Below are 23,513 nucleotides of genomic sequence, written 5' to 3'. Positions count from 1 at the left end.
CTGATCGGCCTGCGGGCCCTTCTCCTGCCCCGGCCACGATGGAGCCGGGTCCTGGATGCGCGCACCGTCGGTGCTGACCGGCCGGTGCCGGTCCACATCGGAGGGGATCGGCGCGGTGTCCCACCGGCGACCGGATCCCCTTTTGCCGGTGCGGTGCCGGTGTTGTCGGCCGGGTGACTGCGGGTCCACCCCACCTCCGTATGATGCTTGCCCCAAGGCAAGTAATTTCGGAGGATCGTCATGGCGGATGCGCTCACGGGGATCACCCGCGCCCTGCGCGAGGCTCCGCCCGACCGGGTCGTCGAGGCCGCCGACCGGGCCATCCGGTCCGTGCTCGGCGCCTGCGCCACCGCCGTCTTCGTCGCCGACTACCGGATCGAGGGTCTGTGGCCGGTGCTCGACTCCCGACAGCCGCAGGTGGCGGGGCAGGGCCAGCTGCGGCGCTGCTTCAGCAGTCAGCAGCCGGTGCGCGGCGGTGACCCCGGGGGCCGCTGCCAGCTCTATCTGCCGTTGACGGTGTGGGGTGAACGGCTGGGGGTCCTGATGGTCGAACTGCCGCAGACCCCCTCGAAGGAGGTCCTAGCCGGGGCGGTGGACATCGCCGGTGAGGTGGCCATGGCCCTGCGGGCCGCCGACCGGGAGACCGACCGTTACCGGCGGGCCCGCCGCCGGGAGCGGTTGAGCATGGCGGCCGAGTTGCAGTGGGAACTGCTGCCCGGGCGGGGCCTGCGCCACGAGGCGTTCCATCTGGCCGGCCAACTCGAACCGGCGTACACGGTCAGCGGCGACCACTTCGACTGGTCGTTGAACGACGACCGGCTGACCGTCACCGTGCTCAACGGCGACAGCATCGGGTTGGCCGCGGCGTTGCTGACCGCGGTGACGGTCAACGCCATGCGCAACGCCCGCCGCTCCGGCGGCGGACTGGTGGAGCAGGCCGAACTGGCCTCCGACACGGTCTACTACCAGCATCGGGGGCATCGGCACGTGGCCACCGTGCTGCTGGAACTGGACTGGGCGACGGGTCGGGTACGGGCGGTCGACGCGGGTTCGCCGCACCTGGTGCGGGTGCGGGGCGGTGCGGTGACCCGGCTGGACCTGGAGCAGCAGTTGCCGTTGGGCATGTTCGCCGAGACCCGGTACGACCTGCAGGAGTTCGACCTGGATCCGGGGGACCGGCTGTTCGTGGTCTCCGACGGGGTGTGGGGCGCCGATCCGAGTGGCCGGGAGAGCTACGGCCAGCGGGCGATGGCCCGGTCCATGCGGGCCACCCGGTTGCAGCCCCCGGGGGAGGCGGTCGGCACGGTGATGCGCGAGTTGCAGGCCTTCCACGCCGACGCGGATCTGCGCGACGACGCGGTCGTGGTGTGCCTGGACTGGCACGGCGCCGACTCCTGAGCCGGCCCATGTTCATCCAACCCTGCCACCCATCATCCTAGGATGCCTTACCGATGGTGACCACCCTCACACCGACACCAGACACCCGCCGCGAGAGCGCTGGACAGCGAAGCACCCACCGCGGCCCGATATAGTGGCAGCGCATTCAGCCGGCCCGTGATCATCGACGACGGACGGCAGGGCCAGGGGAGATCCCGATCGGGGATCGCAGGGGGCGTCGGCGTCAGCCGACGGGACAGCACGCACGACTGCCGGCGGACCAGGGGCCCGCGGTGGCCGGGTGTGCGGCAAGGGGAGGTTCGGTGTCGCGTCGGCCCGCTCACACGGAGCAACTCCAGGCCGCCGATCCCGGTGGTGAGCACCGCGTGCTGACCGTGCCGAACCTGATCAGCTTCGCCCGGTTGCTCGGCGTCCCGTTGTTCCTCTACCTGTTCCTGGTGGCCCGGGCGGACGTGGCCGCGATCGTGGTGCTGGCCGCGGGTGGTACCAGCGACTGGGTGGACGGCTGGATCGCCCGCCGGTTGCGTCAGGTCAGCCGCCTGGGTGAGCTGCTCGATCCGCTCGCCGACCGGCTTTACATCCTCGCCATCCTGGTGGCCTTCACGGCCCGGGACGTGGTGCCCTGGCAGTTCACCGCCGCCCTGCTGGCCCGGGAGTTGCTGCTGCTGGTGTCGCTGGGGGTGCTGCGTCGGCACGGCTACGGCCCGCCGCCGGTGCACTACGTCGGCAAGACCGCCACCTTCCTGCTGCTGGCGGCCTTCCCGATCCTGCTGCTGGCCGCGACCGTGTCGGCCACCACGGCGGTCGCCGGCCCGGTGGGCTGGGGCCTGGCGTGGTGGGGTCTGGTGCTCTACTGGGTGGCCGGCGCCTTCTATGTGATCCAGGCGCGGCAGTTGGTGCGGGCGGTACGTGGTCGAGGAGAGGCATGAGCGAACGCGTGGGTGACGACGCCGGCTCCGGTCAGCGCGGCGGGCGGACCTTCACTCCCGACTTCCTCACCGAGCTGTTCCGTAATCCGCTGGATGCGGGTTACGCGGATGCGGCGGCGGCCCGGGCGCGTAATGGGCGTGCGGCCCGGCCGGGTTGGCGGGTGGGGCCGGTCAGTCTGGCGGTGATCGTGCTGCTGGGGTTTCTCTTCGCGGTGGCGTACCGGCAGACCACGGCCGAGGAGCCGGGTCGGGCGCAGGCCCGTTCCGGGTTGGTGGCGCAGATCAAGCAGCGGCAGGCCGACACGGATGCGTTGTCGATGCGGGCGGATCAGCTGCGCGAGGAGGTGACCCGGCAGCGGGAGGCGGCGCTGGGTGGTTCGCGGGCGGCGCGGTTGCGCAACCTGGAGGCCAGTACGGGTCTGGGGCGGGTGCGCGGGGATGGTCTGGTGGTGCGGTTGGCGGATGGGCCGGCGGGTCAGGATTCGCTGAGCGGGGCCAATGTCGGTCCGTCGCAGGTGCTCTACAGCGACCTGCAGGGGGTGGCCAACGATCTGTGGGGTGCCGGGGCGGAGGCGATCGCGATCAACGGGCAGCGGTTGACGGCGACCTCGACGATCCGCAATGCGGGTCAGGCGATTCTGGTGGATTTCCGGCCGGTGACCGGGCCGTACGAGGTGTCGGCGATCGGTCCGGGGTCGATGCGTAAGCAGTACGAGTCGAGTCGCAGTGCGTTGACGATGCGCAAGGTGGCGCAGGACACCGGGTTGTCGTTCGGGGTGCGGGAGGTCGATGACCTCACGTTGCCTGCGGCGCCGGAGCCGCGGCTACGCTACGCGGAGCCTGCGGTGAGTCCGAGTTCGAGTTCGTCGCCGTCGGGTGACGGGTCGTCCGGCTCGGGTACGTCCCCCAGTCCCTCCGGAGGTGGTCGATGATCGCGGTGCTGGCTCTGCTGGCCGGTGTGGTGCTCGGTCTGTGGTTGGACCCGACGGTGCCGGCGGCGTTGCAACCGTATCTGCCGATCGCGGTGGTGGCGGCGCTGGACGCGGTGTTCGGTGGGGTCAGGGCGAAGTTGGACCGCATCTTCGACGACAAGCAGTTCGTGGTGTCGTTCATCTCGAATGTGCTGGTGGCGGCGTTGATCGTGTATCTGGGTGATCAGTTGGGTGTGGGTGGGCAGTTGTCGACCGGTGTGGTGGTCGTGTTGGGTGTGCGCATTTTCAGTAACGTGGCGGCGATCCGCCGGCACCTGTTCCGGGCGTAGGTTTGTGGCGTGAGTGACGAGCACACCGAGACTGGTACGGGGTGGCCGAGGCCGGCGGGTCCGGGGCGGCCGGATGGTCCGGCGGGTGAGCCGGATCCGCGGCCGGATGCGCCGGATCCGGATGAGCTGAGTCCGTTGTCGCCGCAGGGTCAGCCGCCGGCCGGGGATGAGGGGCCGGCTGACGACGGGCCGGATCCGGTTGAGGTGCAGGAGCCTGCTGACGGGTCGGGTGCGGTGGCGGCGGCGGGTTGGCGTCGGTTCGGGTCCGCGACGGTGATGATCGGTGTGTTGCTGGGGTTGCTGGGGTTCACTCTGGCGGTGCAGTTGAAGACCACCTCGACGGATTCGTCGTTGGCGGCGGCGCGTCAGGAGGATCTGGTCCGGATTCTGTACGACCTGGAGGCGCGGGACATCCGGTTGCGGCAGGACATCTCGGCGTTGGAGGAGAGTCAGCGGCAGTTGCGTTCGGGTGAGCAGGGGCGTCAGGCGGCGTTGGAGGAGGCCACCCGGCGGGCGGATGAGCTGGGGATCCTGGCGGGGACTCTGCCGGCGCGGGGGCCGGGTCTGGCGGTGCGGTTCCAGGCGGGGGCCAAGCCGATCTCGGCGATCCGGGTGTTGGACGCGGTGCAGGAGTTGCGGGGTGCGGGCGCGGAGGCGATGCAGATCTCCGGTGGGGATCGGGCGTCGGTGCGGATCGTGGCCTCGACGTACTTCCTGGACGGGGAGAACGGTTCGTTGATCGTGGACGGACGTCCGTTGGCGGGTCCGTTCACGATCACGGTGATCGGTGATCCGGCGACGATGCGTACGGGGCTGAACATTCCTGGTGGGGTGGTGGCGTCGGTGGCGCAGGACGGCGGTAACGTGATCGTTGAGGATCGTGAGGTTGCCGAGGTTTCGGCGCTGCACGTGCCCGCAAGGCTGGAACACGCCCGTCCGGTCGGTTAGTGGTCGGTGGGCCGACATCGGTGAGGTCCGGTGTCGCGATGGATGAGGACGCTGGTGATTCCTGAGGATCTGCGTTACACCGCTGAGCACGAGTGGGTCGCTGCCGTCGAGGGCGGTGCCTTGCGGGTCGGCATCACTCATTTCGCCCAGGATGCGCTGGGCGACATCGTGTACGTGCAGTTGCCGGAGCCGGGTGCGACGGTGGCGGCCGGTGAGTCGTTGGGTGAGATCGAGTCGACCAAGAGTGTGTCGGAGTTGTACGCCCCGGTGGCCGGGACGGTGTCGGCGCGTAATGAGGTGTTGGTCGACACCCCGGAGGTGATCAACACGGATCCGTACGGGTCGGGTTGGTTGGTGGAGATCACCGCGGCGGATCCGGCGGCGGTCGACGGGCTGCTCACCGCGGACGCGTATCGCGAGTTGACGGAGAGCTGAGTTGCTGTGCCGGCGGGTTGGTGTGTGTGCCGCGCGTCCGGTTGCCCTGTTTTTCGGCGCTGGCTAGGCTCGCCCAGTCGACCGAGAATCCATGTGTCGTGCGTCGTGGACAAGCCTTTCGGGGCATGGAGAGCCAGCCGCCGGGTGGGTGAACGCCCGGCGGCCAGACCCGCCGTTTCCCCGACGCCGACCGAAACTGATCCGTGAGGTGGTCCAATGACTCGCCCAGGCGACGAGTTCCCCCCGCTCGACGTCACGTCGACGCTCAATCTCGGTTCGCTCGAAGAAGCGCTGGAGGGGCCGGACACCGATGTGGTACCGAGCCGGATGTCCGGTTCGTTGCCGCCGGGTATGGCGCTGCTGGTGGTTCGTCGGGGTCCGAATGCGGGTGCGCGGTTCTTGCTGGATCACGATGTGACGACCAGCGGGCGGCATCCGGACAGTGACATTTTTCTCGATGATGTGACGGTGTCGCGTCGGCATGCGGAGTTCCACCGGGATGGTGGGACGTTCACGGTGCGGGACGTGGGCAGTCTCAACGGCACGTATGTGAACCGGGAGCGGGTCGAGGCGGCGACGCTGACCAACGGTGACGAGGTGCAGATCGGCAAGTTCCGGGTGGTGTTCATCGCCGGTCCGCGCCCTGAGGGCGAGGCCGGCCGGGGGTGAACGAGCCTGCGGCCTCGACGCCGTCCGGGGCGGGTCGCGCCCAGCCGTTGATGAGTATCGGCGAGGTGTTGGCGCAGCTGCGGGTGGATTTTCCCGATGTGACCATTTCGAAGTTGCGGTTTCTTGAGGCCGAGGGCCTGGTGGAGCCGCAGCGGACGGCGTCGGGTTACCGGAAGTACAGCTGGGATGATGTCGCGCGGTTGCGGTTCGTGTTGACGGCGCAGCGGGACCAGTATCTGCCGTTGCGGGTGATCCGTGAGCAGTTGGCGGGTTGGGAGGCTTCGGGGGAGTTGCCGGAGCGGTCCCGGCCGGCGTTGGTGGCGGTGGGTCCGGATGGTGAGTTGCCGGGCCGGGAGGCTGGTCACGAGTCGGGTCAGGTGCGGCTGGGCCGGTCGGAGTTGGTGTCGCGCAGTGGGATCGACGAGGCGACGTTGGGGGAGTTGGAGCGGCTGGGGCTGGTGGTGTCGGATCCGCCGGGTTGGTACGACGGCGATGCGTTGATCATCGCGGGGGCGGTGGCGGGGTTGTCGGCGTACGGGTTCCAGCCGCGGCATCTGCGGGGTTATCGGACGGCGGCGGATCGGGAGGTCGGTCTGTTCGCGCAGTTGGTGGCGCCGTTGGTGCGGCAGAGTGATCCGGCGGCGCGGGCTCGGGCGGCGGAGACGGCGCGGGAGTTGGTGGCGTTGTCTCAGCAGTTGCATGCGGCGTTGGTGCGGGTGGGGTTGCGGTCGACGTTGGGGCGTTGAGGTGGCCGTGTGGGGCCGGATCGGTTGGGCGTGCGTGGCGTAGGCTTGCGGGGGTAACCCCTCTTCTGGCGCGGTTGTTGGTGCGGGAAGCGCACGGCACGGCCGTGTCGCGGTCCGTGTACCGTGCTAGGAAGGGCGCGGTGCGGCGTAGGTGACAACGACACGGAGGCGGCGGTGCGCGAGCTGAGCGTGGTCGGGGTTCGGGTGGAGCTGCCCAGCAACCAGCCGATCGTCCTGCTCAGGGAGGTCGAGGGGGACCGCTATCTGCCGATTTGGATCGGCGCGGTCGAGGCGACGGCGATCGCTTACGAGCAGCAGGGTGTCAAGCCGGCCCGGCCGTTGACCCACGATCTTCTGCGGGATGTGTTGGCGGCGTTGAAGGCGCCGTTGCGGGCGGTGGAGATCACTGAGCTGAAGGAGAACGTGTTCTTCGCTGATCTGTTGATCGGTGATGGGGTGCGGGTCTCGGCGCGGCCGAGTGATTCGATCGCTTTGGCGTTGCGGGTCGGTGCGCCGATTCGTTGTGCGGAGCAGGTCCTCAGTGAGGCGGGGATCGTGATTCCCGATGAGCAGGAGGACGAGGTGGAGAAGTTCCGGGAGTTCCTGGATCAGGTTCGTCCGGAGGATTTCGCCGGCTGAGTGTCCCTCGCCGGTGGTGCCGTTGGCGGCCACCGTTGGTGACTGTCGGTGATGGTGACGCTGATCGCTGTCGATGCGCGGCGTGTCGCGATGGTTTCTCCGTGGTAACCCTGGAAGGTCGCTATAGGGTTGCCCGTGTCGAGGGGCGCGCGTCTCGAAAGACGTGTCGCCGCACTGACGGGGAGGTTGTCCGGATGCACGAGCCGCAGGATTCCGATCCGGTTACGGGGCTGGACGAGCCGGGTGGGACGCCCGGTTCGGCGACTGACAGTGACGGTGCGGTGGGGTACCGGGGTGTGACGGCGTGCCACGCGGTGGGCATCAGCTACCGGCAGTTGGATTACTGGGCGCGTACGACGCTTGTGGTGCCCAGTGTGCGGGACGCTTCGGGTTCGGGTACCCAGCGGTTGTACTCGTTCCGGGACCTGGTGGTGTTGAAGGTCGTGAAGCGGCTGTTGGACGCCGGGGTGTCGTTGCAGAACATCCGTAAGGCGATCGAGGCGTTGCGTTCGCGTGGGGTGGAGGACCTGGCGGGCATCACGTTGATCTCCGATGGGACGACGGTGTACGAGTGCCGGTCGCCGGAGGAGGTGGTCGACCTGTTGCAGGGCGGCCAGGGGGTGTTCGGCATCGCGATCGGTGGCGCGTTCAAGGAGATCCAGGGTTCGTTGTCGCATCTGCCGGCGGAGCCGGCGGGGGTGGCCGTGGAGCCGGAGCAGCCGCAGGAACCGGCGGTGGGTGACGAGTTGGCCGCCCGCCGGGCACGACGCCGGGCCGGCTGACCCCCGCTGCGCGATCCGTTCCCAGGGGCGGCGGTTGGTCGTGACCTGTCGGTCTGAGGCAGCATGGGTCGGGTGGAGGATGTGATCGACCCGGTGGCCCGGCTGGTGTCCGGCGGCGGGGTGGTGGTGCTCAGCGGAGCCGGGTTGTCCACCGAGTCGGGTATTCCGGACTATCGGGGGCCCAGTGGGGTGGCCCGTCGGCACACCCCGATGACGTATCAGATGTTCGTCGGCGACCCGCAGGCCCGGCGCCGTTACTGGGCCCGTAGTCATCTGGGGTGGCGGTTGATGACGCAGGCCGCGCCGAATGACGGTCACCGGGCGGTGGCCCGGCTCCAGCAGGCCGGTCTGGTGAGCGGGATCATCACTCAGAATGTGGACGGGCTGCACACCGCGGCCGGTGGTCGGGACGTGGTGGAGTTGCACGGGCGGCTCGACGCGGTGGTCTGCCTGGGGTGTGGGGACCGCAGTACCCGGCAGGAGTTGGACGGTCGGCTGCGTCGGGTGAATCCGGACTTCACCGGCCGGGCCGCCGCGATCAACCCGGACGGTGATGTGGATCTCGATGATGCGCAGGTGGCCGGGTTCCGTACGGTCGACTGTGTGACCTGTGGTGGGTTGCTCAAGCCCGACGTGGTGTTCTTCGGGGAGACCGTGCCGGCGGGGCGGGTGCGGCGGTGTTTCGCGATGGTGGCGCAGGCCCGGTTGCTGCTGGTGTTGGGGTCGTCGTTGACGGTGTTGTCGGGGCGTCGGTTCGTCACCGCGGCGGCGCGGGCCGGCACCCCGGTGGTGATCGTCAACCAGGGGGCGACGCGCGGCGACGGGCTGGCTCTGCTGCGGGTGGACGCGCCGTTGGGGCGGGTGTTGCCGGCCCTGGCCGACCGGCTGGCCGCCGGCGCCGGGGTGACGCTGCCGGGTTGACGGTGCCGCCGGTGGCGGTGGCCTGCGGCTGACCGATCCCGCCGGTGTGTGCGGGTGGGGAGGGCGCTGGTAGCGTTGATCGTGCCGTAGTACCCGCGTGGGAGAGACCGTCCTGGCGTGGCCGGGTCGGCGCCGAAGGGGCAAATCCTCCCCGGAACCTCTCAGGCAAAAGGACCGCGTCGGGACAGGCACTGTGGAGCGCCCCGTGGGTGCGACAGAGGGGGAGGGCCGCCCTGTCGACCCCCCACCTGTGCGGGAGCCTCACCCATGACCACGGACCTGTTCGCCGACCGTCACATCGGTCCCGGCCCGGACGACGAGCGCCGGATGTTGGAGACCGTCGGGTACGCCTCGATCGACGAGTTGATGGACGCGGCGATTCCGGAGGTGATCCGCTGGCACGGCCGGTTGGATCTGCCGGAGCCGGCCGGCGAACCGGAGGCCCTGGCCGAGTTGCGGGCCCTGGCCGGCGGCAACACGGTCGCCGTGTCGATGATCGGGTTGGGGTATCACGGTACGCACACCCCGGCGGTGATCCGCCGTAACGTGCTGGAGAACCCGGCCTGGTATACCGCGTACACCCCGTATCAGCCGGAGATCAGTCAGGGCCGGTTGGAGGCGTTGCTGAACTTCCAGACGATGGTGTCGGACCTGACCGGCCTGGCGACCGCCAACGCCTCCATGCTGGATGAGGGCACTGCGGCGGCGGAGGCGATGACCTTGGCGCGGCGGGCGTCGAAGAGCCGCAGCGCCGTGTACGTGGTGGACGCCGACACCCTGCCGCAGACCATCGCGGTGATCACCGGCCGGGCGCAGCCGCTCGGTATCGAGGTACGCATCGTCGATGTGGATCGTGACGATTTGCCGGCGGAGTTCTTCGGCCTGCACCTTCAGTATCCGGGGGCCTCCGGGGCGGTGCGTGATCATGCCCGGCTGGTGGAGGCCGCCCATGCGGTCGGGGCGTTGGTGACCGTCGCGGCGGACCTGCTGGCGTTGACGCTGCTGCGTCCGCCGGGGGAGATCGGGGTGGACATCGCCGCGGGCACCACCCAACGCTTCGGGGTGCCGATGGGCTTCGGTGGGCCGCACGCCGGATATCTGGCGGTCCGGCGGGGTCTGGAGCGGATGTTGCCGGGCCGGCTGGTCGGGGTGTCTCGGGACGTCGCCGGGGAGGCGGCGTACCGGTTGGCGTTGCAGACCCGTGAGCAGCACATCCGGCGGGAGAAGGCGACCAGCAACATCTGCACCGCGCAGGTGCTGCTGGCGGTGATGGCCGGTATGTACGCCGTCTACCACGGCCCGGACGGGTTGCGGCGCATCGCGACCCGTACCCATGCGATGGCGGCGCGGCTGGCTGCCGGTCTGCGGGCCGGTGGGGTCGAGGTGGCCGAGGTGTCGTTCTTCGACACGGTCACCGCGACGGTGCCGGGTGCGGCGGTGCGGGTGGTCGCGGCGGCGGCCGAGCGGGGGGTGAACCTGCGGCTTGTCGACGAGGACCGGGTGGGGATCTCCTGCGACGAGACCACCACCGAGGCGCATCTGGCGCAGGTGTGGGCGGCGTTCGAGGTGCCCGGCATCGAGGGTGAGGTGGCTTCGGCGTTGCCGGCCGGGTTGGCCCGTACCTCCGATTTCCTGACCCATCCGGTGTTCCGCAGCCACCATTCGGAGACGGCGATGCTGCGGTATCTGCGGCGTCTGGCCGACCTCGACTACGCCTTGGACCGGGGCATGATCCCGTTGGGTTCGTGCACCATGAAACTCAACGCGACCACGGAGATGGAGCCGATCAGCTGGGCGGAGTTCGCGCACCTGCATCCGTTCGCCCCGGCGGAGCAGACCACCGGCTACCGGACGATGATCGCCCAGTTGGAGGGCTGGTTGGCGGAGGTCACCGGCTACGACGCGGTCAGTGTGCAACCCAACGCCGGTTCGCAGGGGGAGTTGGCGGGCCTGTTGGCGATCCGCGCCTACCACCTCAGCCGGGGCCAGGGCCACCGCACGGTGTGTCTGATCCCGTCGTCGGCGCACGGCACCAACGCCGCCAGCGCGGTGATGGCCGGGATGCGGGTGGTGGTGGTCGGCTGCGACGCCGACGGCAACGTCGACCTGGTCGACCTGGACGCGAAGATCGAGGCCCACGCCGACACCCTGGCGGCGATCATGGTGACGTACCCGTCGACCCACGGGGTGTACGAGACGGGCATCGCGTCGTTGTGCGCGAAGGTCCACGACGCCGGCGGGCAGGTGTACGTCGACGGGGCGAACCTCAACGCGTTGGTCGGGTTCGCCAAGCCGGGCCGGTTCGGGGCGGACGTGTCGCACCTGAACCTGCACAAGACCTTCTGCATTCCGCACGGCGGGGGTGGCCCGGGGGTGGGTCCGGTGGCGGTACGGGCACACCTGGCGCCGTTCCTGCCCGGTGACCCGGTCGGTGAGCAGGTGCAGGGGCGGCCGGCGATCTCGGCGGCCCGATACGGGTCGGCGGGGATCCTGCCGATCCCGTGGGTGTACCTGCGGATGATGGGCGCGCAGGGGCTGACCCGGGCGACCGGGATGGCGGTGCTGGCGGCCAACTATGTGGCGGTGCGGCTGCGGGGGCACTTCCCGGTGCTGTACGCCGGCAACAAGGGGCTGGTGGCCCACGAGTGCATCCTGGATCTGCGGTCGTTGACGAAGGCAGCCGGGATCAGTGTCGACGATGTGGCCAAGCGGCTGATCGACTACGGGTTCCACGCCCCGACGATGTCGTTCCCGGTGGCCGGCACCTTGATGGTGGAGCCGACGGAGAGTGAGGATCTGGCCGAGCTGGACCGGTTCTGCGATGCGATGATCGCCATCCGGGCGGAGATCGACGCGGTGACGGCGGGGCAGTGGCCGGCCGATGACAATCCGCTGGTCAACGCGCCGCACACGGCGGCGATGGTCGCCGGTGACCAGTGGCCGCACCCGTACCCGCGGTCGGTGGGCGGCTATCCGGCCGGAGTGGACCGGGTGGCGAAGTACTGGCCGCCGGTGCGGCGGGTGGACGGCGGCTACGGCGACCGGAACCTGGTCTGCTCGTGCCCGTCACCGCAGGCCTACGAGGACTGACGTGCAGGGTGTGCCCCGGGGGCGGGCTGGCGCCGCCCCCGGCGGTACGCCGACCTGGTTGCGACCGGCGCCGGGGTGGGGGACTAGCCTGGGGCGACGCGGGAAAGGTCGTGACTGATCGTGGTCGGTTCAGGCGGCGAGGGCGTGTCGGGCGGGGCCGCGGTGCGGTGCGATGCTGCTGCCGTCGGGCAGCAGTTCGCCGGTGTCCTCGAAGACGATGACGCCGTTGCAGAGCAGGCTCCAGCCCTGCTCAGGAAAACCGGCGATGGCCTTGGCGGCTTCCCGGTCGGTGGCGTCGGCGGAGGGGCAGGTGGGTTGGTGCTGGCACATCGGGTTCTCCGGACTGTGGGGGTACTGTGTCATGGTTCACATGACCAGTGACGCACAGTACCAAGCGGAAGCACGCGGCATCGAGCAGGTCTGCGCGTGGTGCGTGGGAAATCCACTGAACGGATGAACACCCCTCACCCGGACGTCGTGGAAGCGCTCCCACATATGGTGGTCGATCCACCCGCCACCCCCACCACCTGTCGCGGCCACCTCACCGAACGTGCCCGCTGGCAATGGCGACCCGCAGACGGCGGCGACCCCGCCACCGGAATCCAGGACTTCCTCACCGACCACGGCCTACCCCTGCACGACCTCGCCCGCCCCACACCCGGCCACCACAGCCACACCATCTGCGGCGCCGCCCTCTACGTCTCCGCCACCGCCGGCACCCTCATGGTCGGCGGCACCCCCGGCCCACCCAGCCCCGCCGACCTACCCGACATCGCCGTCGTCGTCTACGGCCACACCGACACCCCCCCACCACCGGCGGCCACCCCCACCACCGGCTGGTGGCGCGGCCCCTGGACCGAAAGCTGGACCCCACACCAACACGCCACCGCCGTCGAGCAGGTCCGCCACGCCATCGCCCGCGGCGACGTCTACCAGGTCAACCTCGTCGGCCACGCCGCCGCCCCCTACGCCGGCAACCCGCTACCCGCCCTGGCCCGCCTCGGCCGACTACCCGGCGCCCGCTACGGCGGAGTCCTCACCGGCCCCGACTGGGCCATCGGCTGCGCCAGCCCGGAAACCCTCATCGAAGTCCACCACGGCACCCTCACCACCCGCCCCATCAAAGGCACCCGACCCGCCACCCGCGCCGGCCACGCCGACCTGCTCGCCTCCGCCAAGGAACGCGCCGAACACATCATGATCGTCGACCTGGAACGCAACGACCTGGCCCGCATCGCCGCCACCGGCAGCGTCCGCGTCGACGACCTGTTCGCCGTACGCCGCTGGTGCGACCTGTGGCAAGCCGAATCCACCATCCGCGCCCAAGCCGCCGACGGCCTCAGCCTCGCCGACCTGCTCCGCGCCGTCTGCCCCGGCGGCTCCGTCACCGGCGCCCCGAAACTGGCCGCCCTGCAACACATCGCCGCCCTGGAACCCGTCGGCCGCGGCGCCAGCATGGGCGGCCTCGGCTGGATCAGCCCCGGACACATCGACCTCGGCCTGACCATCCGCACCGCCGCCGTCGACCGCGAAGCCGTCCACGTCTGGGCCGGCGGCGGCATCACCTCAGACAGCGACCCTTACGCCGAAGTCGCCGAAGCCGCCGCCAAGACCACCCCCGTACGCGCCGCCCTGCACTGACCAGCCACCACCCACCGACTAGCCTTTCGCCATGACCCTGCGCGACATCCGCATCATCGGCGACCCGGTACTACGCACCCCCAGCGAACCGGTCACCAGCTTCGACACCGAACTACGCGCCCTGGTCACCGACCTGATGGACACCCTGCTCGGCAAACCCGGCCGCGCCGGCGTCGCCGCCCCCCAGATCGGCGTCAACGCCCAGGTCTTCGTCTACGACGCCGACGGCCACCGCGGCCACATGATCAACCCCACCCTGGAACTGTCCGACGAACTCCAGGACGACGACGAGGGCTGCCTGTCCATCCCCGGCCTCTACTTCCCGACCCCCCGCGCCCTGCACGCCACCGCCCACGGCTACGACCAGCACGGCGAACCCCTCACCATCGCCGGCAGCGGCTTCCTCGCCCGCGCCCTGCAACACGAAACCGACCACCTGCGCGGCCGCCTCTACGTCGACACCCTGCACGGCGAGGCCCGCCGCCGCGCCCTACGCGAGATCCGCGCCGGACGCTTCCACTCACCCCGCCGCTGACGCCTCCCACTGCTCCCGGGTGATCTCGTACTCCACCTCACCCAGCTCCGAGCCCGGCAACGGATCCGGCCACGACTGGTGGAAGGTGCGCACATACCGCATCCCCACCGCCGCCATCGTCGCCCGCGACGCCACATTCACCGCCATCGTCTCCGCGAACACCCGCGACAACCCCAGATCCACGAAACCGTGCCGGATCAACTCCCGGGCCCCCTCACCGCCCAACCCCCGCCGCCACCACCGACGCGCCAACCGGTAACCCAGCTCCGCCTGCCCGGCCACCGGCCCCTGATCGGCCCGCTGCGGCGGCTCCAACAACCACCAGCCCACGAACTCACCCTCGACCAGACCGGCCCAGAACCCCAACCCCGGCACCTGCCCGGCCACCGCCAACCGCCGCCGATGCACCTCACGCACCTGCTCGGCCGACCGCACCGGCCCCAGGAACCGCATCACCTCCGCATCGGCGTCCAACTCGATCTCACCGGCCAGATGCTCATCCGCCAACGGCACCAACACCAACCGGGCCGTCCGCAACGTCGCCTGAGTCACCGGCGCATTCTGCCCGCCCCCGGCCCGCCGACGCGACCGAAAACCCCTCAGCAGCCGACCGCCCGCAGATCGAACTCCCCGTACTCGGCCACCCGACGGAAACCCAGCCGCTCATACAACCGCACCGCGGCACCGTTGTCCGCCTGCACGTTCAACGCCACATGCTCCACCTCGGCCCGCAGCAACCCACACAACCGGGCCACCACCGCCGAGGCCAACCCCCGACCACGCCAGGCCGGATGAGTGGTCACATTGCCCAACGCCGCCACCCCGAAAGCGGGGGAGTGCACATGCACCCCCGCCACCGCCACCAACCCACCCTCGGCCCACAGCCCCACGTACCTGCCGGTGTCCACCATCCGCGGATCGAACCAGTTACCCGGATACGCCACCTCGTACAACCGGCGCAACGCCGGCAGGTGCTCGCGACCCAGCACCTCACCGGCCGCCGCCACACCCGCCAACCGGCCCGGCTCCGTCAACGCCATCTTCAGCTGCGCACCAGAGGACACCACCCGGAACGTACCCGCCAACCCCTGCTCCACACCGGGGGACAGGTGCGCCCACAACCGGGCCGGCAACACCGGCGCCAACTCACCCACCAACGCCGCCGACTCCGCAACCCCCTCCGGCCGCGCCAACACCACCAACGTCGGCGGTCGCGCCCCGTGATACAGCAACGCCACCGCCTCACCCCGCCTATACCACGAGGTGTACGGCCAGAAGAACTCGTCCAGATCACCCAACTCGTAGGCGTGCAGCCGCGGATCCCGACCCAACAACCCCGCCAACACCCGGCGATCATGCTCCGCGCGCACCCGCACCCACCCTCAGCCGGCCAGCCACTGGTCGTACCCCAACTTCGCCACCAACGCCACCACCACCACCAGCAACACCACCCGCACGAACCCGGCACCCCGCCGCACCGCCATCCGCGCCCCCACCATCGCCCCCGCGATGTTGCACACCGCCATCGCCGCACCCAACAACCACCACACGTTCCCGGTCACCGCGAACACCGCCAGGGCCCCCGCGTTCGTACCCGCGTTCACCACCTTCGCCATCGCCGAACCCTGCAGGAAATCCGCCCCCACCAACGTGGTGAACGCCAACACCAGGAACGTCCCCGTACCCGGACCGATCAACCCGTCATAGGTGGCGATACCCAACCCGGCCACCAACACCGCCACCACGATCCGCTTACGGGTCCGCCGCTGCGGCACCGCCACCACCCCCAACCGGGGCCGCAACAACACGAACAACGCCACCAGCAACAACACCACCAACACCACCGGCCGGTACGCAGACGGCGGCACCGCACCCGCCAACGCCGCACCCACCCCCGCGCACACCACCGCCACCGCAGCCGCCGGCCCCGCCACCGCCCAGTCGATCTTCGTACGGCGGGCGAAGGTCAACGCCGCCGTCGCCGTACCCGCGATCGCCGCCAACTTGTTCGTCCCCAACGCGGTAGCCGGCGGCATCCCCGGCGCCGCCACCAACAACGCCGGCAACAGCAACAACCCACCACCACCGACCACCGCATCCACCCACCCGGCCAACGCAGCAGCCGTCAGCAGGATCGACACGGTCAAAGGATCAAGCTCCACGCGCGCATTCTGCCCACCACAACCCCTCTGAGGCGGGCACCTGTGGCCAGCCTCACCGGCCCCGCCACCTGCGCACCCACACCCCCACCACCCCCACAACCACAAAAACCAACATCGAACAGAACAGCCCCCTCGCCATCTCCGAAATGTGCCACCCCCGTAGCTAAGGTGACACCGTGCGCCTGGCCACGTTCAACCTGCTGCACGGCCGATCACTGACCGACGGACTGGTCGACCCGAACCGCCTCGCCGCCGCCGTCACCGCCCTCGACGCCGACGTCCTCGCCCTCCAGGAAGTCGACCGCGACCAGTCCCGCAGCGGCAACCTGGACCTCACCGCCATCGCCGCCCAAGCCCTCAACGCCGACGAACACCGCTTCGCCGCCGCCGTGGTCGGCACCCCCGGCATAGCGTTCCGCCCTCTCACCCACGACGACGACGGCCACGGCGAACCCTGCTACGGCGTCGGCCTGATCTCCCGCCACCCCGTCACCACCTGGCAGGTCACCCGCCTACGAGCCGCCCCCGTACGCTCCCCGGTCTACGCACCCGGCCCCGGACTCATCCTGCTCCGCGACGAACCCCGCGTCCTGCTCGCCGCCGTCCTGGACACCCCCCACGGGCAGCTCACCGTCGCCGCCACCCACCTGTCCTTCGTCCCCGGCTGGAACGTCCACCAACTCCGCCAGATCGTCCGCGCCCTACGCACCCTGCCCGCCCCACGGATCCTGCTCGGCGACCTCAACCTGCCCGCCTGGGCCACCCGACTCACCACCGGCTGGCACCTGCTCGGCCGCCGACCCACCTACCCGGCCGCAGCACCCCGCGTCCAACTCGACCACGCCCTGGCCGACCGGCGCGGCTTCACCCACCTGCCCCCGGTCACCGCGGTCCGCACCCCACTGTCGGCCATCTCCGACCACCGGCCCCTGCTTGTCGATCTCGGCTGACCCACCTGCAGGTGACCGCACAGACGGCATCGGAGCCGGAGCCCACCTGCGCACGGAACTGAGGAATCAGCCGACGGTCGCCACCGCCCGCAGAGGCGCCTGCCGCGCCGCCGTAGCCCGCCAAAGCCGAGGACACGTCCGGCTCCGCCGCCAACATCACCGCCTCTGCTGGGCATGGCCGGTCCACCGAGAAAATCTGGTCCCAATCCGCTAGATATTGTCGGTGGGGTCGGGTAGGGTTTCCCTCGTTGACAACGAAGATCGGTAAAAGACGCCGACGAAACAGACCGAGCATCAAGCAGGGCCCGGAACTTCTCGCGGCTCGCTCGGCACCAGCGGTGGAAGCACATCTCACCGCACACAGCAAGGTAAGCGCAGGTCAAGACCTTGACGTAACTCCAGGTCAAGGCACCGCAGGCAGGGCCGATGCAGGTTCAGGGCTCCGCCTGACGCAGGAAAGATCCGCCGTACGTGTCTGGGCCGTGTAGTTGCGTGGGCTCCGACACCGGCGGGCAGCACCACAGGTATCGGAAGAAGAGGAAAGGGAGGGCTGGACGCCGTTGGATCGCCCGCCGCCAGGATGCAGTTGCAGTTCTGCGGCGGACACCGTAGTCCCATCGAATGTGAGGTGGTCTCCGGTCACGCTTATGCGATCCTCGCACCGCCTGTCGCTGACAGCCGCACGGTGCGGAAACGAGAACCCGACGAACTCGTCGGTAGATGGTGTATTCAACCCGTAACCCTGGGCCCCGGCGATTCCCTCGCCGGGGCCCTCGTCATGGAGAGGTATGCATGGCCCAACCCGACGACGTGCTCGACGACGACAACTACCCCGCCTACACCATGGGCCGCGCCGCGGAGATCGTCGGCACCTCGCAGGACTTCCTGCGCCGCCTCGACGAGGCAAAGCTGATCATCCCGTTCCGCTCCGCCGGCGGACACCGCCGCTACTCCCGCTACCAACTGCGCTTGGCCGCACGAGCCCGGGAGATGGTCGACCACGGCACGGCCCTCGAAGCCGCCTGCCGGATCATCATCCTCGAAGACCAACTGGAAGAAGCCCTCCAGCAGAACCGGAACCACCAGCGCCACCGGCAATCCGGCGCCGCCTGACCCACGCCTCACGGTCCTTCTCTGCCAATGAGGAGGACCGTTTGTCGTACCCGGATCACCCCCGTGAGTATCGGTAGGTGCGCGAAGGTCGGCGGTAGGTACCCAACAGTCCGTCGAGCGCGTAGGAGGACTCCGGCCCGACCACCACCACAGTCCTGCCGGCGATCCCGACCACTCAACCGGCCTGAGACCACACCAACCCGACCAGGGCCCGGTTGGTGCGGTTCGCCCGTACCGCCTCCCGCTGCTGGACCGCTGTCACCTCGATGTAGGTCTGCGACGACGCCAACGAGGCATGCCCCAACAACCGCATGATCTCCGCAGCCCCCGCGCCGTCCTCCGCCAACCGGGTAGCGAAGGTGTGCCGCAGCGCATGCAGCCGCGCCCCACGCGGCACCCGATCACCGATCCCGGCCCGCCGGTAACAGGACTCCACCAGATACTGCAAACCGCCCCGACGCAGCGGCTCACCTCGCCGGTCCACCAACAACGGCGAGTCCGGGCGCACCGTACGCGCACCGAAGCGGCGTACCCGGCTGTCCAGGTAGGCCGACAGCACCTCGTCCAGGCCCGGCTCCACCGGCAACACCCGAGGCCGCCCACCCTTGCCGGCCACCTCCACCCGACGCTCACCGGGCCGACCCCCCAGCGAACCGACCCGCAGAGCCAACAACTCCGACAACCGCAACCCCGCACACAACGCCAACGCCAACACCGCCACGTCCCGCTCCGGCCAGGGGTCACGTTGCCGTCCCTCACCCCGCGCCGCCGAGGCCAGCAGCTGCTCCGGGGTGTCCTCACCCCGCAGCGGTTTCGGCTGGGGGAGCGGCATACGGGGGCGACCCACCGCCGGCATCGGATTGCCCGGCACCACCTGCTCGGCCACCAGGAAGGTGAAGAAGCTGTTCCAGGTGGACCAGGCCCGACCGATCGAGGCGGCGGCCCGGTCGGCGGCGAACCGGGCGAAGGCCGCCCGCAGCAGGCCGGGGGAGAGGGCGCCGATCCGAAGGTCGGCAAGGGGGAGGGGAGGGGTGGCCAGCTCCGCGGCGAGACCCGCCACCGCGGTCAGATCCCGCCGGTACGCCGCCTGGGTGTGCGCGGAGGGCTTGCGAGTGGCCCGCGCAGTCAGAAACGCCTCGATCAGCCCCACGATCACGCCGTCCGATTTGTCATGCATAAGGGATATTATGCATGTTTTTCGTATTGTCCAGCAAGCCCAGGGGAGTAGCCCTTGAAGATCGAGGCACCCCACCCGCTTGGATGCCCGCCGGCCTGCGCCTCGGTCGTGAGCGGTCGCGGCCATCCCTGCCTCCGCCGTCGAGTTCGGTGATCAACACGGCCTGAAGGCGAGGTGACGGCGGCGCGGACCCCGCCATCGCCGCACGGGTGTCGACCAGGAACCAGGGCTGGCCACACCATGGCCGTCAGGAACCAGGGCGACCGCACCGAGGCCGCAGTGCGCGTAGTGCGCCGCCGCTACAAAGCGTGCCGACCTGTGCCGGCTGGTTGCCGCGGGCGTAGACAGCCGGGCCGTAAGTTCCCGGCGCGTCCGGGGGTCGACCCGTGTTGCCGCGACCGTTGCGGTAGGGGCGGCACGGGGGCCTGCTCGCCCTCTCGGGGAGCCCCGCTCAGGTCAGCTTTACATAATGTCAATTATCGAATCTGGTTCGAGGGTTGGGTGGGTGCTCCTTCTGGGCGCAGAAGGAGCACCCGTCACCCGTCACCTCGATGCCTGCGATTGCGGTGAGCCATGTCGCACAGGCGCGGGCACGGCCGTCGAACACGTCCGCCCGGGCCCAAGCGTCGTGACGGTCGTGCCCGCTGGCGTACGCGGGTCGATCCCTGTGGGTCCGGCCCCTTCCCCGGACCCACAGGGGTTGTTCAGGTGCTAACCGGTGACTCGGGTGTTCCGGGAGGTGCCGGGTAGGCCGCCGGTGTTGGTTTCGAAGGCCGGGACGGGTGTGCTGATGAAAGCGGTCCCGTCGGCCGTGCTGGCGGTGACGGTCGCGGGCATGTTCTGCGGGATGGTGGTGCTGCCGAAGCCGGATGGGTCCAGGGCGACCGGGGTCCGGGTTCCGTCCCGGGCGGTGATGGCTGCGGTGGCTGCTCCCGGTGGTGCTACCAGGTTGACACGGTCCGTCCGGGTGTCCCCACCCTCGGCGCGCATCCGCCATGCGATGGGGCGCTGCTCAGCGCCGTCTGCGGGCAGCAGCAGCCGTAGGTCGGTTCGCCAGCCGGTGGTGTCGCCGTGGATGGCGTAGGCGATGACTCCGCCGCCCGTGGGCTGGATGGTGAACAGTGCGGCGGGTTTGTCGTTGACGGTGCCGCACCAGCGCACTCGGATCGTGACGTCCTGGGCCGACAGCCGACTGTCTCGCAACGCGTGATCGATGAACCGTGCGAGGACGGCTCGGTCTATGACGGCTCCTCGGGTGTCACGGACGGCGGCAGTGAGCATCTCGGCGGTCGGCTCCTGGCGGTCGGTGTCCGACCCGCGCCACCCGCCGTACACGGGACCTTCGTAGATGAGGGTGTCGCCGTTGGTGACCCGGGCGGCGAGTGCGGGCCCCCCGACCAGATCGGTGGGTGGCAGCGAGGTGACACCGATGCCCGTACCGACAGATGCGGAGAGCTGGTGGCTTTCGACGACGCCGGTCGAGGAATAGCCGGAGAACCCGTTGATCGTGACGGAGGAACCTGCGGGGCCGATGACCACTGCGGCACCCCCGTTCGTCGGGTCGCTTTCCATCCAGATCGCCACTGCGGCGTCGGCGGTTTCGTTGCCGCCCTGTTGCATCTGTTCTGGTTCGGCTCCGGGCGGGCCGCTGAACCAGACAAGCGCTGAGTCGGTGAGCAGGCCCAGGCGCAGCGGGACGAGGAGCAGCGCGATTCGGCGACCGGGTATGTCGTCGGCGTACACGATCCGGATGTCGTCGCGGTCGGTGACCCTCCACCACCCTTCCGGATCTTGTAGATCGGCTACCTGCCTGATCAGGCCGTCCGTCCAGTTGCGGTCGGCGGCGAGATCGCCCCGTGCGGGTCCGTCCGCGAGCGGTGACGGCGACGAGGCGACGGCGATGCCGGGCACCCAACCCGGCAGGGGAACCAGGTTGGTCTGAATAGCGACGGCGGCGGCCAGGAAAGCGGCGATCGCACCGGTGCGGACCCGACGTGCGCGGCGGTGCCCTGCCTCCCGCTGGAGGAACCGTGGCCAGGGATCCGCCGTCGCTGCCACGGTGTCAGCCTCGGTGCGGAGGGCTTCCCGGAGTTCGGTTTCCATGTTCCTGGTCATGCTGGGTCCTCCTGGAGGCTGGTCTTGGTGATCGTGGACGGCGGCTCCAGGTCAGCTCGTAGCCGAGCCAGCCCTCGTGAGGCCTGGCTCTTGACCGTTCCGGTTGAACAGTCGAGCAGGCGGGCGATGTCAGCCTCGCTCAGATCTTCGAAGTACCGCAGGACGAGCACGGCCCGCATTCGTGGCGGGAGGCGGCGCAGCGCCCCCAGCAACTGGTGCCGGTTTTCCGCGTGCTGGTAGGCGTCGGGGGTGGCGATGGTGTCGGCGTCGAGTAGTGGCACCTCGATTGTTCGGCGGCGCCGTCGCCACGACACCGCGGTGTTGATCATCGCCCGGCGGACGTATGCCCCGGGCGCGTCCTTGCGGAGAATCCGCCCCCACCGTCGGTGGGTCTTCTCCAGCGCTGACTGCACCAGGTCTTCGGCGACGCCCCGGTCACCGGTGAGCAGATATGCCGTTCGGGTCAACGGCCCCCACTGCTGCAACACGAACTCGCGGAATCGTTCCTCGTCGTCATCCGGCATGACTTGCCCATATCGTCCACCGTTTTGCTGTTTGCATGGAAGGTAGACGCTTCTAGCCGGAGGCAGGTTGAGCGGTGGCGGTGAGTTGCTCGTGAATCGGTCGGGCTGCCGGATTGCTGAACCGAGTTAGGTGCGGTGGTCGTTGACTGCCGCGAGCAGTTCGCTGAACATGACCGCGTAGGTGTCGCTGAGGTGGGTGGCCAGTTCGTGCGGCAGGAGGTCGGTGGTCCACAGCAGGGTTGCCCTGCCCTCGTCGTCGGTCAGTACCCGCATCTCGGCCTGGTGGTGTTCGGCTCCGGGGAAGCCGGGTATCGCGTAGACGGCTCGTCTGCGTGCCGGGTCGACGGTGACGTTCCGTTCCCAGAGTTCGGTGCCGTCGATGAGGGTGACCACCCGGTGGTCGTCCTTGCGGCGTTCGCTGACGCAGGCGGAGAAGATGTGGACCTCGGCGCGGGTGTAGCGGTCCAGGAAGTCCCAGGCCACCTCTGCCGGTACGGTCAGTTTCGCTTCGTGGTGAATGGTGCCCATCGTTCCCACCTGTTCGGTCCGGCCGTCGGTTTCGCCGTCACTGTGGCATCTGTGGTGCGGGACAGGCAAGGATGTCGATGGGTGCGGGGTTGTTCACCACTCCCCTCGCCTGCCGGGTTCGAGCGGGGTGAGCTGGGCTTGAGGGCGTGGGAGCGGTGGACGGGGGCAAGATCGTGGCACCCGTAGACTCGGGTCATGTCCGAGAGCCGGCCGAGTCCGCGGTTTCGTCAGCGTGCGGCGAAGATGGGCGAGCTGGTGGCTCGGCAGATCCTGGAGGACATCGTCGAGCAGGGGCTCTCCCCCGGTGCGGCGTTGCCGACCGAGGCGCAGATGTTGCAGGCGTACGGGGTCAGTCGTGGCACGTTGCGTGAGGCGTTGCGGATTCTGGAACACAACGGTCTGCTGCGGGTGCGGCCGGGGCGGGGTGGTGGGCCGATCGTCGGGGCGGTGGATCCACACACCTTCGGTCGGACGATGGCGTTGTTCATGCAGATGGGGCGGACCCGCTTCGGTGAGCTGGTCGAGGCCCGGGTGATCATGGAGCCGTTGATGGCTCGGCTGGCGGCGGAGCGTCGGGATGCGGCGCGGTTGCGGGAGTTGGCCGAGTCGATGCGGGAGCACAGCACCTTGGAGGAGCGTGACGAGGCCAGTTATCTGGCGGTCATGCAGCGGTTCCACGGTGTGGTGGCGGGGTTGTCGGGCAACGGGGTGCTGGATCTGTTCGGTCGGGGGTTGAAGGAGATCTACACCGAGCGGGTGGTGGCGGCGGAGCGTCGTCCGGAGCGGTGGGAGGATGTGCGGCGTGAGCATCAGGCGGTGGCCGCGGCGATCGTCGATGGGGACGGGGCGCTGGCGGAGCGGTTGATGCGGGAGCACATGCTGGCCCTGGCCGACCACCTCGACCGTGACTATGCGGGGTTGCACGACGAGGTGGTCGGCTGGTGGTGACC

The 23,513-nt window shown here is 69.6% G+C and carries 25 protein-coding genes and 1 riboswitch; of the genes, 17 read left to right on the top strand and 8 right to left on the bottom strand.

Features of this window, described 5'->3' with window-relative positions; genetic code table 11:
* The first annotated feature begins 240 nt into the window (after positions 1–240).
* From ACLQ2T_RS13670 to gcvP, 12 genes are all read left to right on the top strand, one after another.
* On the top strand, positions 241–1,398 hold the full coding sequence (locus tag ACLQ2T_RS13670; RefSeq protein WP_425766429.1) for a PP2C family protein-serine/threonine phosphatase: 1,158 nt from the start codon (positions 241–243) through the stop codon (positions 1,396–1,398).
* 302 nt (positions 1,399–1,700) lie between these two features.
* Positions 1,701–2,327, top strand: coding sequence for a CDP-alcohol phosphatidyltransferase family protein (locus ACLQ2T_RS13665; RefSeq protein ID WP_425766428.1), 627 nt, complete (start codon positions 1,701–1,703; stop codon positions 2,325–2,327).
* Entirely contained in the window at positions 2,324–3,259 is a 936-nt protein-coding gene (locus tag ACLQ2T_RS13660) for a DUF881 domain-containing protein (protein WP_425766427.1), read from the top strand. The genes ACLQ2T_RS13665 and ACLQ2T_RS13660 overlap by 4 nt, the downstream gene beginning before the upstream one ends.
* Positions 3,256–3,588, top strand: a complete 333-nt coding sequence (locus ACLQ2T_RS13655; RefSeq protein ID WP_327025898.1) for a small basic family protein — start codon at positions 3,256–3,258, stop codon at positions 3,586–3,588. The genes ACLQ2T_RS13660 and ACLQ2T_RS13655 overlap by 4 nt, the downstream gene beginning before the upstream one ends.
* A gap of 9 nt (positions 3,589–3,597) precedes the next feature.
* Positions 3,598–4,536: a DUF881 domain-containing protein gene (locus ACLQ2T_RS13650; RefSeq protein ID WP_425766426.1), complete on the top strand. Its 939-nt coding sequence runs from the start codon at positions 3,598–3,600 to the stop codon at positions 4,534–4,536.
* A 54-nt stretch (positions 4,537–4,590) separates the two neighbouring features.
* On the top strand, positions 4,591–4,971 hold the full coding sequence (gene gcvH, locus ACLQ2T_RS13645; protein WP_425766425.1) for a glycine cleavage system protein GcvH: 381 nt from the start codon (positions 4,591–4,593) through the stop codon (positions 4,969–4,971).
* Positions 4,972–5,187: 216 nt separating this feature from the next.
* Positions 5,188–5,640 carry an oxoglutarate dehydrogenase inhibitor Odhl gene (odhI, locus tag ACLQ2T_RS13640; RefSeq protein WP_013733916.1) on the top strand — a complete coding sequence of 151 codons (453 nt, stop codon included), beginning with the start codon at positions 5,188–5,190 and terminating at the stop codon, positions 5,638–5,640.
* Between the two features lie 50 nt (positions 5,641–5,690).
* A complete protein-coding gene (locus tag ACLQ2T_RS13635; protein WP_425766640.1) occupies positions 5,691–6,386 on the top strand; it encodes a MerR family transcriptional regulator in 696 nt (231 codons plus the stop codon).
* A 174-nt stretch (positions 6,387–6,560) separates the two neighbouring features.
* Entirely contained in the window at positions 6,561–7,025 is a 465-nt protein-coding gene (locus ACLQ2T_RS13630) for a bifunctional nuclease family protein (protein WP_269741704.1), read from the top strand.
* Positions 7,026–7,219: 194 nt separating this feature from the next.
* Positions 7,220–7,807 carry a MerR family transcriptional regulator gene (locus ACLQ2T_RS13625; protein WP_425766424.1) on the top strand — a complete coding sequence of 196 codons (588 nt, stop codon included), beginning with the start codon at positions 7,220–7,222 and terminating at the stop codon, positions 7,805–7,807.
* Between the two features lie 63 nt (positions 7,808–7,870).
* The gene (locus ACLQ2T_RS13620) at positions 7,871–8,728 is read left to right on the top strand and encodes an NAD-dependent protein deacetylase (protein WP_425766423.1); all 858 of its coding nucleotides are present in this window, start codon (positions 7,871–7,873) and stop codon (positions 8,726–8,728) included.
* Between the two features lie 88 nt (positions 8,729–8,816).
* A riboswitch (glycine riboswitch) is annotated at positions 8,817–8,915 on the top strand.
* A gap of 80 nt (positions 8,916–8,995) precedes the next feature.
* Positions 8,996–11,818: an aminomethyl-transferring glycine dehydrogenase gene (gene gcvP / locus ACLQ2T_RS13615; protein WP_425766422.1), complete on the top strand. Its 2,823-nt coding sequence runs from the start codon at positions 8,996–8,998 to the stop codon at positions 11,816–11,818.
* A 129-nt stretch (positions 11,819–11,947) separates the two neighbouring features.
* Here gcvP and ACLQ2T_RS13610 read toward each other — a convergent pair whose 3' ends face one another.
* Positions 11,948–12,148, bottom strand: a complete 201-nt coding sequence (locus ACLQ2T_RS13610; RefSeq protein ID WP_102656056.1) for a DUF5999 family protein — start codon at positions 12,146–12,148, stop codon at positions 11,948–11,950.
* A gap of 96 nt (positions 12,149–12,244) precedes the next feature.
* On the opposite strand from ACLQ2T_RS13610, the gene ACLQ2T_RS13605 reads away from it, so the two are divergent.
* Together ACLQ2T_RS13605 and def are read left to right on the top strand one after the other, a co-directional pair.
* Positions 12,245–13,459 carry a chorismate-binding protein gene (locus ACLQ2T_RS13605; RefSeq protein ID WP_425766421.1) on the top strand — a complete coding sequence of 405 codons (1,215 nt, stop codon included), beginning with the start codon at positions 12,245–12,247 and terminating at the stop codon, positions 13,457–13,459.
* Positions 13,460–13,490: 31 nt separating this feature from the next.
* Entirely contained in the window at positions 13,491–13,994 is a 504-nt protein-coding gene (def, locus tag ACLQ2T_RS13600) for a peptide deformylase (protein ID WP_425766420.1), read from the top strand.
* On the opposite strand, the gene ACLQ2T_RS13595 is transcribed toward def, so the two are convergent.
* Genes ACLQ2T_RS13595 through ACLQ2T_RS13585 form a run of 3 tightly spaced genes read right to left on the bottom strand, consistent with a single transcriptional unit; the run spans position 13,980 to position 16,156 of the window.
* Positions 13,980–14,546 carry a GNAT family N-acetyltransferase gene (locus ACLQ2T_RS13595; protein ID WP_425766419.1) on the bottom strand — a complete coding sequence of 189 codons (567 nt, stop codon included), beginning with the start codon at positions 14,544–14,546 and terminating at the stop codon, positions 13,980–13,982. The genes def and ACLQ2T_RS13595 overlap by 15 nt on opposite strands.
* Before the next feature lie 47 nt (positions 14,547–14,593).
* Positions 14,594–15,364, bottom strand: coding sequence for a GNAT family N-acetyltransferase (locus tag ACLQ2T_RS13590; protein WP_425766418.1), 771 nt, complete (start codon positions 15,362–15,364; stop codon positions 14,594–14,596).
* Positions 15,365–15,376: 12 nt separating this feature from the next.
* Entirely contained in the window at positions 15,377–16,156 is a 780-nt protein-coding gene (locus ACLQ2T_RS13585) for a TSUP family transporter (RefSeq protein WP_327025909.1), read from the bottom strand.
* A gap of 176 nt (positions 16,157–16,332) precedes the next feature.
* Here ACLQ2T_RS13585 and ACLQ2T_RS13580 point away from each other — a divergent pair, with 176 nt between their 5' ends.
* Positions 16,333–17,106: an endonuclease/exonuclease/phosphatase family protein gene (locus ACLQ2T_RS13580; RefSeq protein WP_425766417.1), complete on the top strand. Its 774-nt coding sequence runs from the start codon at positions 16,333–16,335 to the stop codon at positions 17,104–17,106.
* A 792-nt stretch (positions 17,107–17,898) separates the two neighbouring features.
* Positions 17,899–18,219 carry a MerR family transcriptional regulator gene (locus tag ACLQ2T_RS13575; RefSeq protein WP_425766416.1) on the top strand — a complete coding sequence of 107 codons (321 nt, stop codon included), beginning with the start codon at positions 17,899–17,901 and terminating at the stop codon, positions 18,217–18,219.
* A gap of 175 nt (positions 18,220–18,394) precedes the next feature.
* Here the strand turns inward: ACLQ2T_RS13575 and ACLQ2T_RS13570 are convergent, their stop codons facing one another.
* The 4 genes from ACLQ2T_RS13570 to ACLQ2T_RS13555 form a co-directional block, all read right to left on the bottom strand.
* Entirely contained in the window at positions 18,395–19,396 is a 1,002-nt protein-coding gene (locus ACLQ2T_RS13570; protein ID WP_425766415.1) for a tyrosine-type recombinase/integrase, read from the bottom strand.
* Positions 19,397–20,107: 711 nt separating this feature from the next.
* A complete protein-coding gene (locus ACLQ2T_RS13565; protein WP_425766414.1) occupies positions 20,108–21,511 on the bottom strand; it encodes a hypothetical protein in 1,404 nt (467 codons plus the stop codon).
* A complete protein-coding gene (locus ACLQ2T_RS13560; protein ID WP_425766413.1) occupies positions 21,508–22,035 on the bottom strand; it encodes a SigE family RNA polymerase sigma factor in 528 nt (175 codons plus the stop codon). The genes ACLQ2T_RS13565 and ACLQ2T_RS13560 overlap by 4 nt, the downstream gene beginning before the upstream one ends.
* A gap of 126 nt (positions 22,036–22,161) precedes the next feature.
* On the bottom strand, positions 22,162–22,563 hold the full coding sequence (locus ACLQ2T_RS13555; protein WP_425766412.1) for a hypothetical protein: 402 nt from the start codon (positions 22,561–22,563) through the stop codon (positions 22,162–22,164).
* Between the two features lie 195 nt (positions 22,564–22,758).
* Between ACLQ2T_RS13555 and ACLQ2T_RS13550 the strand changes: the two genes are divergently transcribed.
* The gene (locus tag ACLQ2T_RS13550; protein WP_425766410.1) at positions 22,759–23,511 is read left to right on the top strand and encodes a FadR/GntR family transcriptional regulator; all 753 of its coding nucleotides are present in this window, start codon (positions 22,759–22,761) and stop codon (positions 23,509–23,511) included.
* Positions 23,512–23,513: the final 2 nt, after the last annotated feature.

The organism is Micromonospora sp. DT229 (assembly GCF_049844505.1).
In the GTDB taxonomy this organism is placed as follows: Bacteria; Actinomycetota; Actinomycetes; order Mycobacteriales; family Micromonosporaceae; genus Micromonospora.
This window is presented reverse-complemented; position numbering and strand designations above follow the sequence as displayed.

Bases quoted from the DNA above. Each gene is read 5' to 3' on its own strand.
- ACLQ2T_RS13655 (WP_327025898.1), top strand. From the start codon at position 3,256: ATGATCGCGGTGCTGGCTCTGCTGGCCGGTGTGGTGCTCGGTCTGTGG.
- ACLQ2T_RS13575 (WP_425766416.1), top strand. From the start codon at position 17,899: ATGGCCCAACCCGACGACGTGCTCGACGACGACAACTACCCCGCCTAC.
- ACLQ2T_RS13570 (WP_425766415.1), bottom strand. From the start codon at position 19,396: ATGCATGACAAATCGGACGGCGTGATCGTGGGGCTGATCGAGGCGTTT.
- odhI (WP_013733916.1), top strand. From the start codon at position 5,188: ATGACTCGCCCAGGCGACGAGTTCCCCCCGCTCGACGTCACGTCGACG.
- ACLQ2T_RS13565 (WP_425766414.1), bottom strand. From the start codon at position 21,511: ATGACCAGGAACATGGAAACCGAACTCCGGGAAGCCCTCCGCACCGAG.
- ACLQ2T_RS13550 (WP_425766410.1), top strand. From the start codon at position 22,759: ATGTCCGAGAGCCGGCCGAGTCCGCGGTTTCGTCAGCGTGCGGCGAAG.
- ACLQ2T_RS13555 (WP_425766412.1), bottom strand. From the start codon at position 22,563: ATGGGCACCATTCACCACGAAGCGAAACTGACCGTACCGGCAGAGGTG.
- gcvP (WP_425766422.1), top strand. From the start codon at position 8,996: ATGACCACGGACCTGTTCGCCGACCGTCACATCGGTCCCGGCCCGGAC.
- ACLQ2T_RS13670 (WP_425766429.1), top strand. From the start codon at position 241: ATGGCGGATGCGCTCACGGGGATCACCCGCGCCCTGCGCGAGGCTCCG.
- ACLQ2T_RS13635 (WP_425766640.1), top strand. From the start codon at position 5,691: ATGAGTATCGGCGAGGTGTTGGCGCAGCTGCGGGTGGATTTTCCCGAT.
- ACLQ2T_RS13620 (WP_425766423.1), top strand. From the start codon at position 7,871: ATGGGTCGGGTGGAGGATGTGATCGACCCGGTGGCCCGGCTGGTGTCC.
- def (WP_425766420.1), top strand. From the start codon at position 13,491: ATGACCCTGCGCGACATCCGCATCATCGGCGACCCGGTACTACGCACC.
- ACLQ2T_RS13660 (WP_425766427.1), top strand. From the start codon at position 2,324: ATGAGCGAACGCGTGGGTGACGACGCCGGCTCCGGTCAGCGCGGCGGG.
- ACLQ2T_RS13625 (WP_425766424.1), top strand. From the start codon at position 7,220: ATGCACGAGCCGCAGGATTCCGATCCGGTTACGGGGCTGGACGAGCCG.
- ACLQ2T_RS13560 (WP_425766413.1), bottom strand. From the start codon at position 22,035: ATGCCGGATGACGACGAGGAACGATTCCGCGAGTTCGTGTTGCAGCAG.
- ACLQ2T_RS13610 (WP_102656056.1), bottom strand. From the start codon at position 12,148: ATGTGCCAGCACCAACCCACCTGCCCCTCCGCCGACGCCACCGACCGG.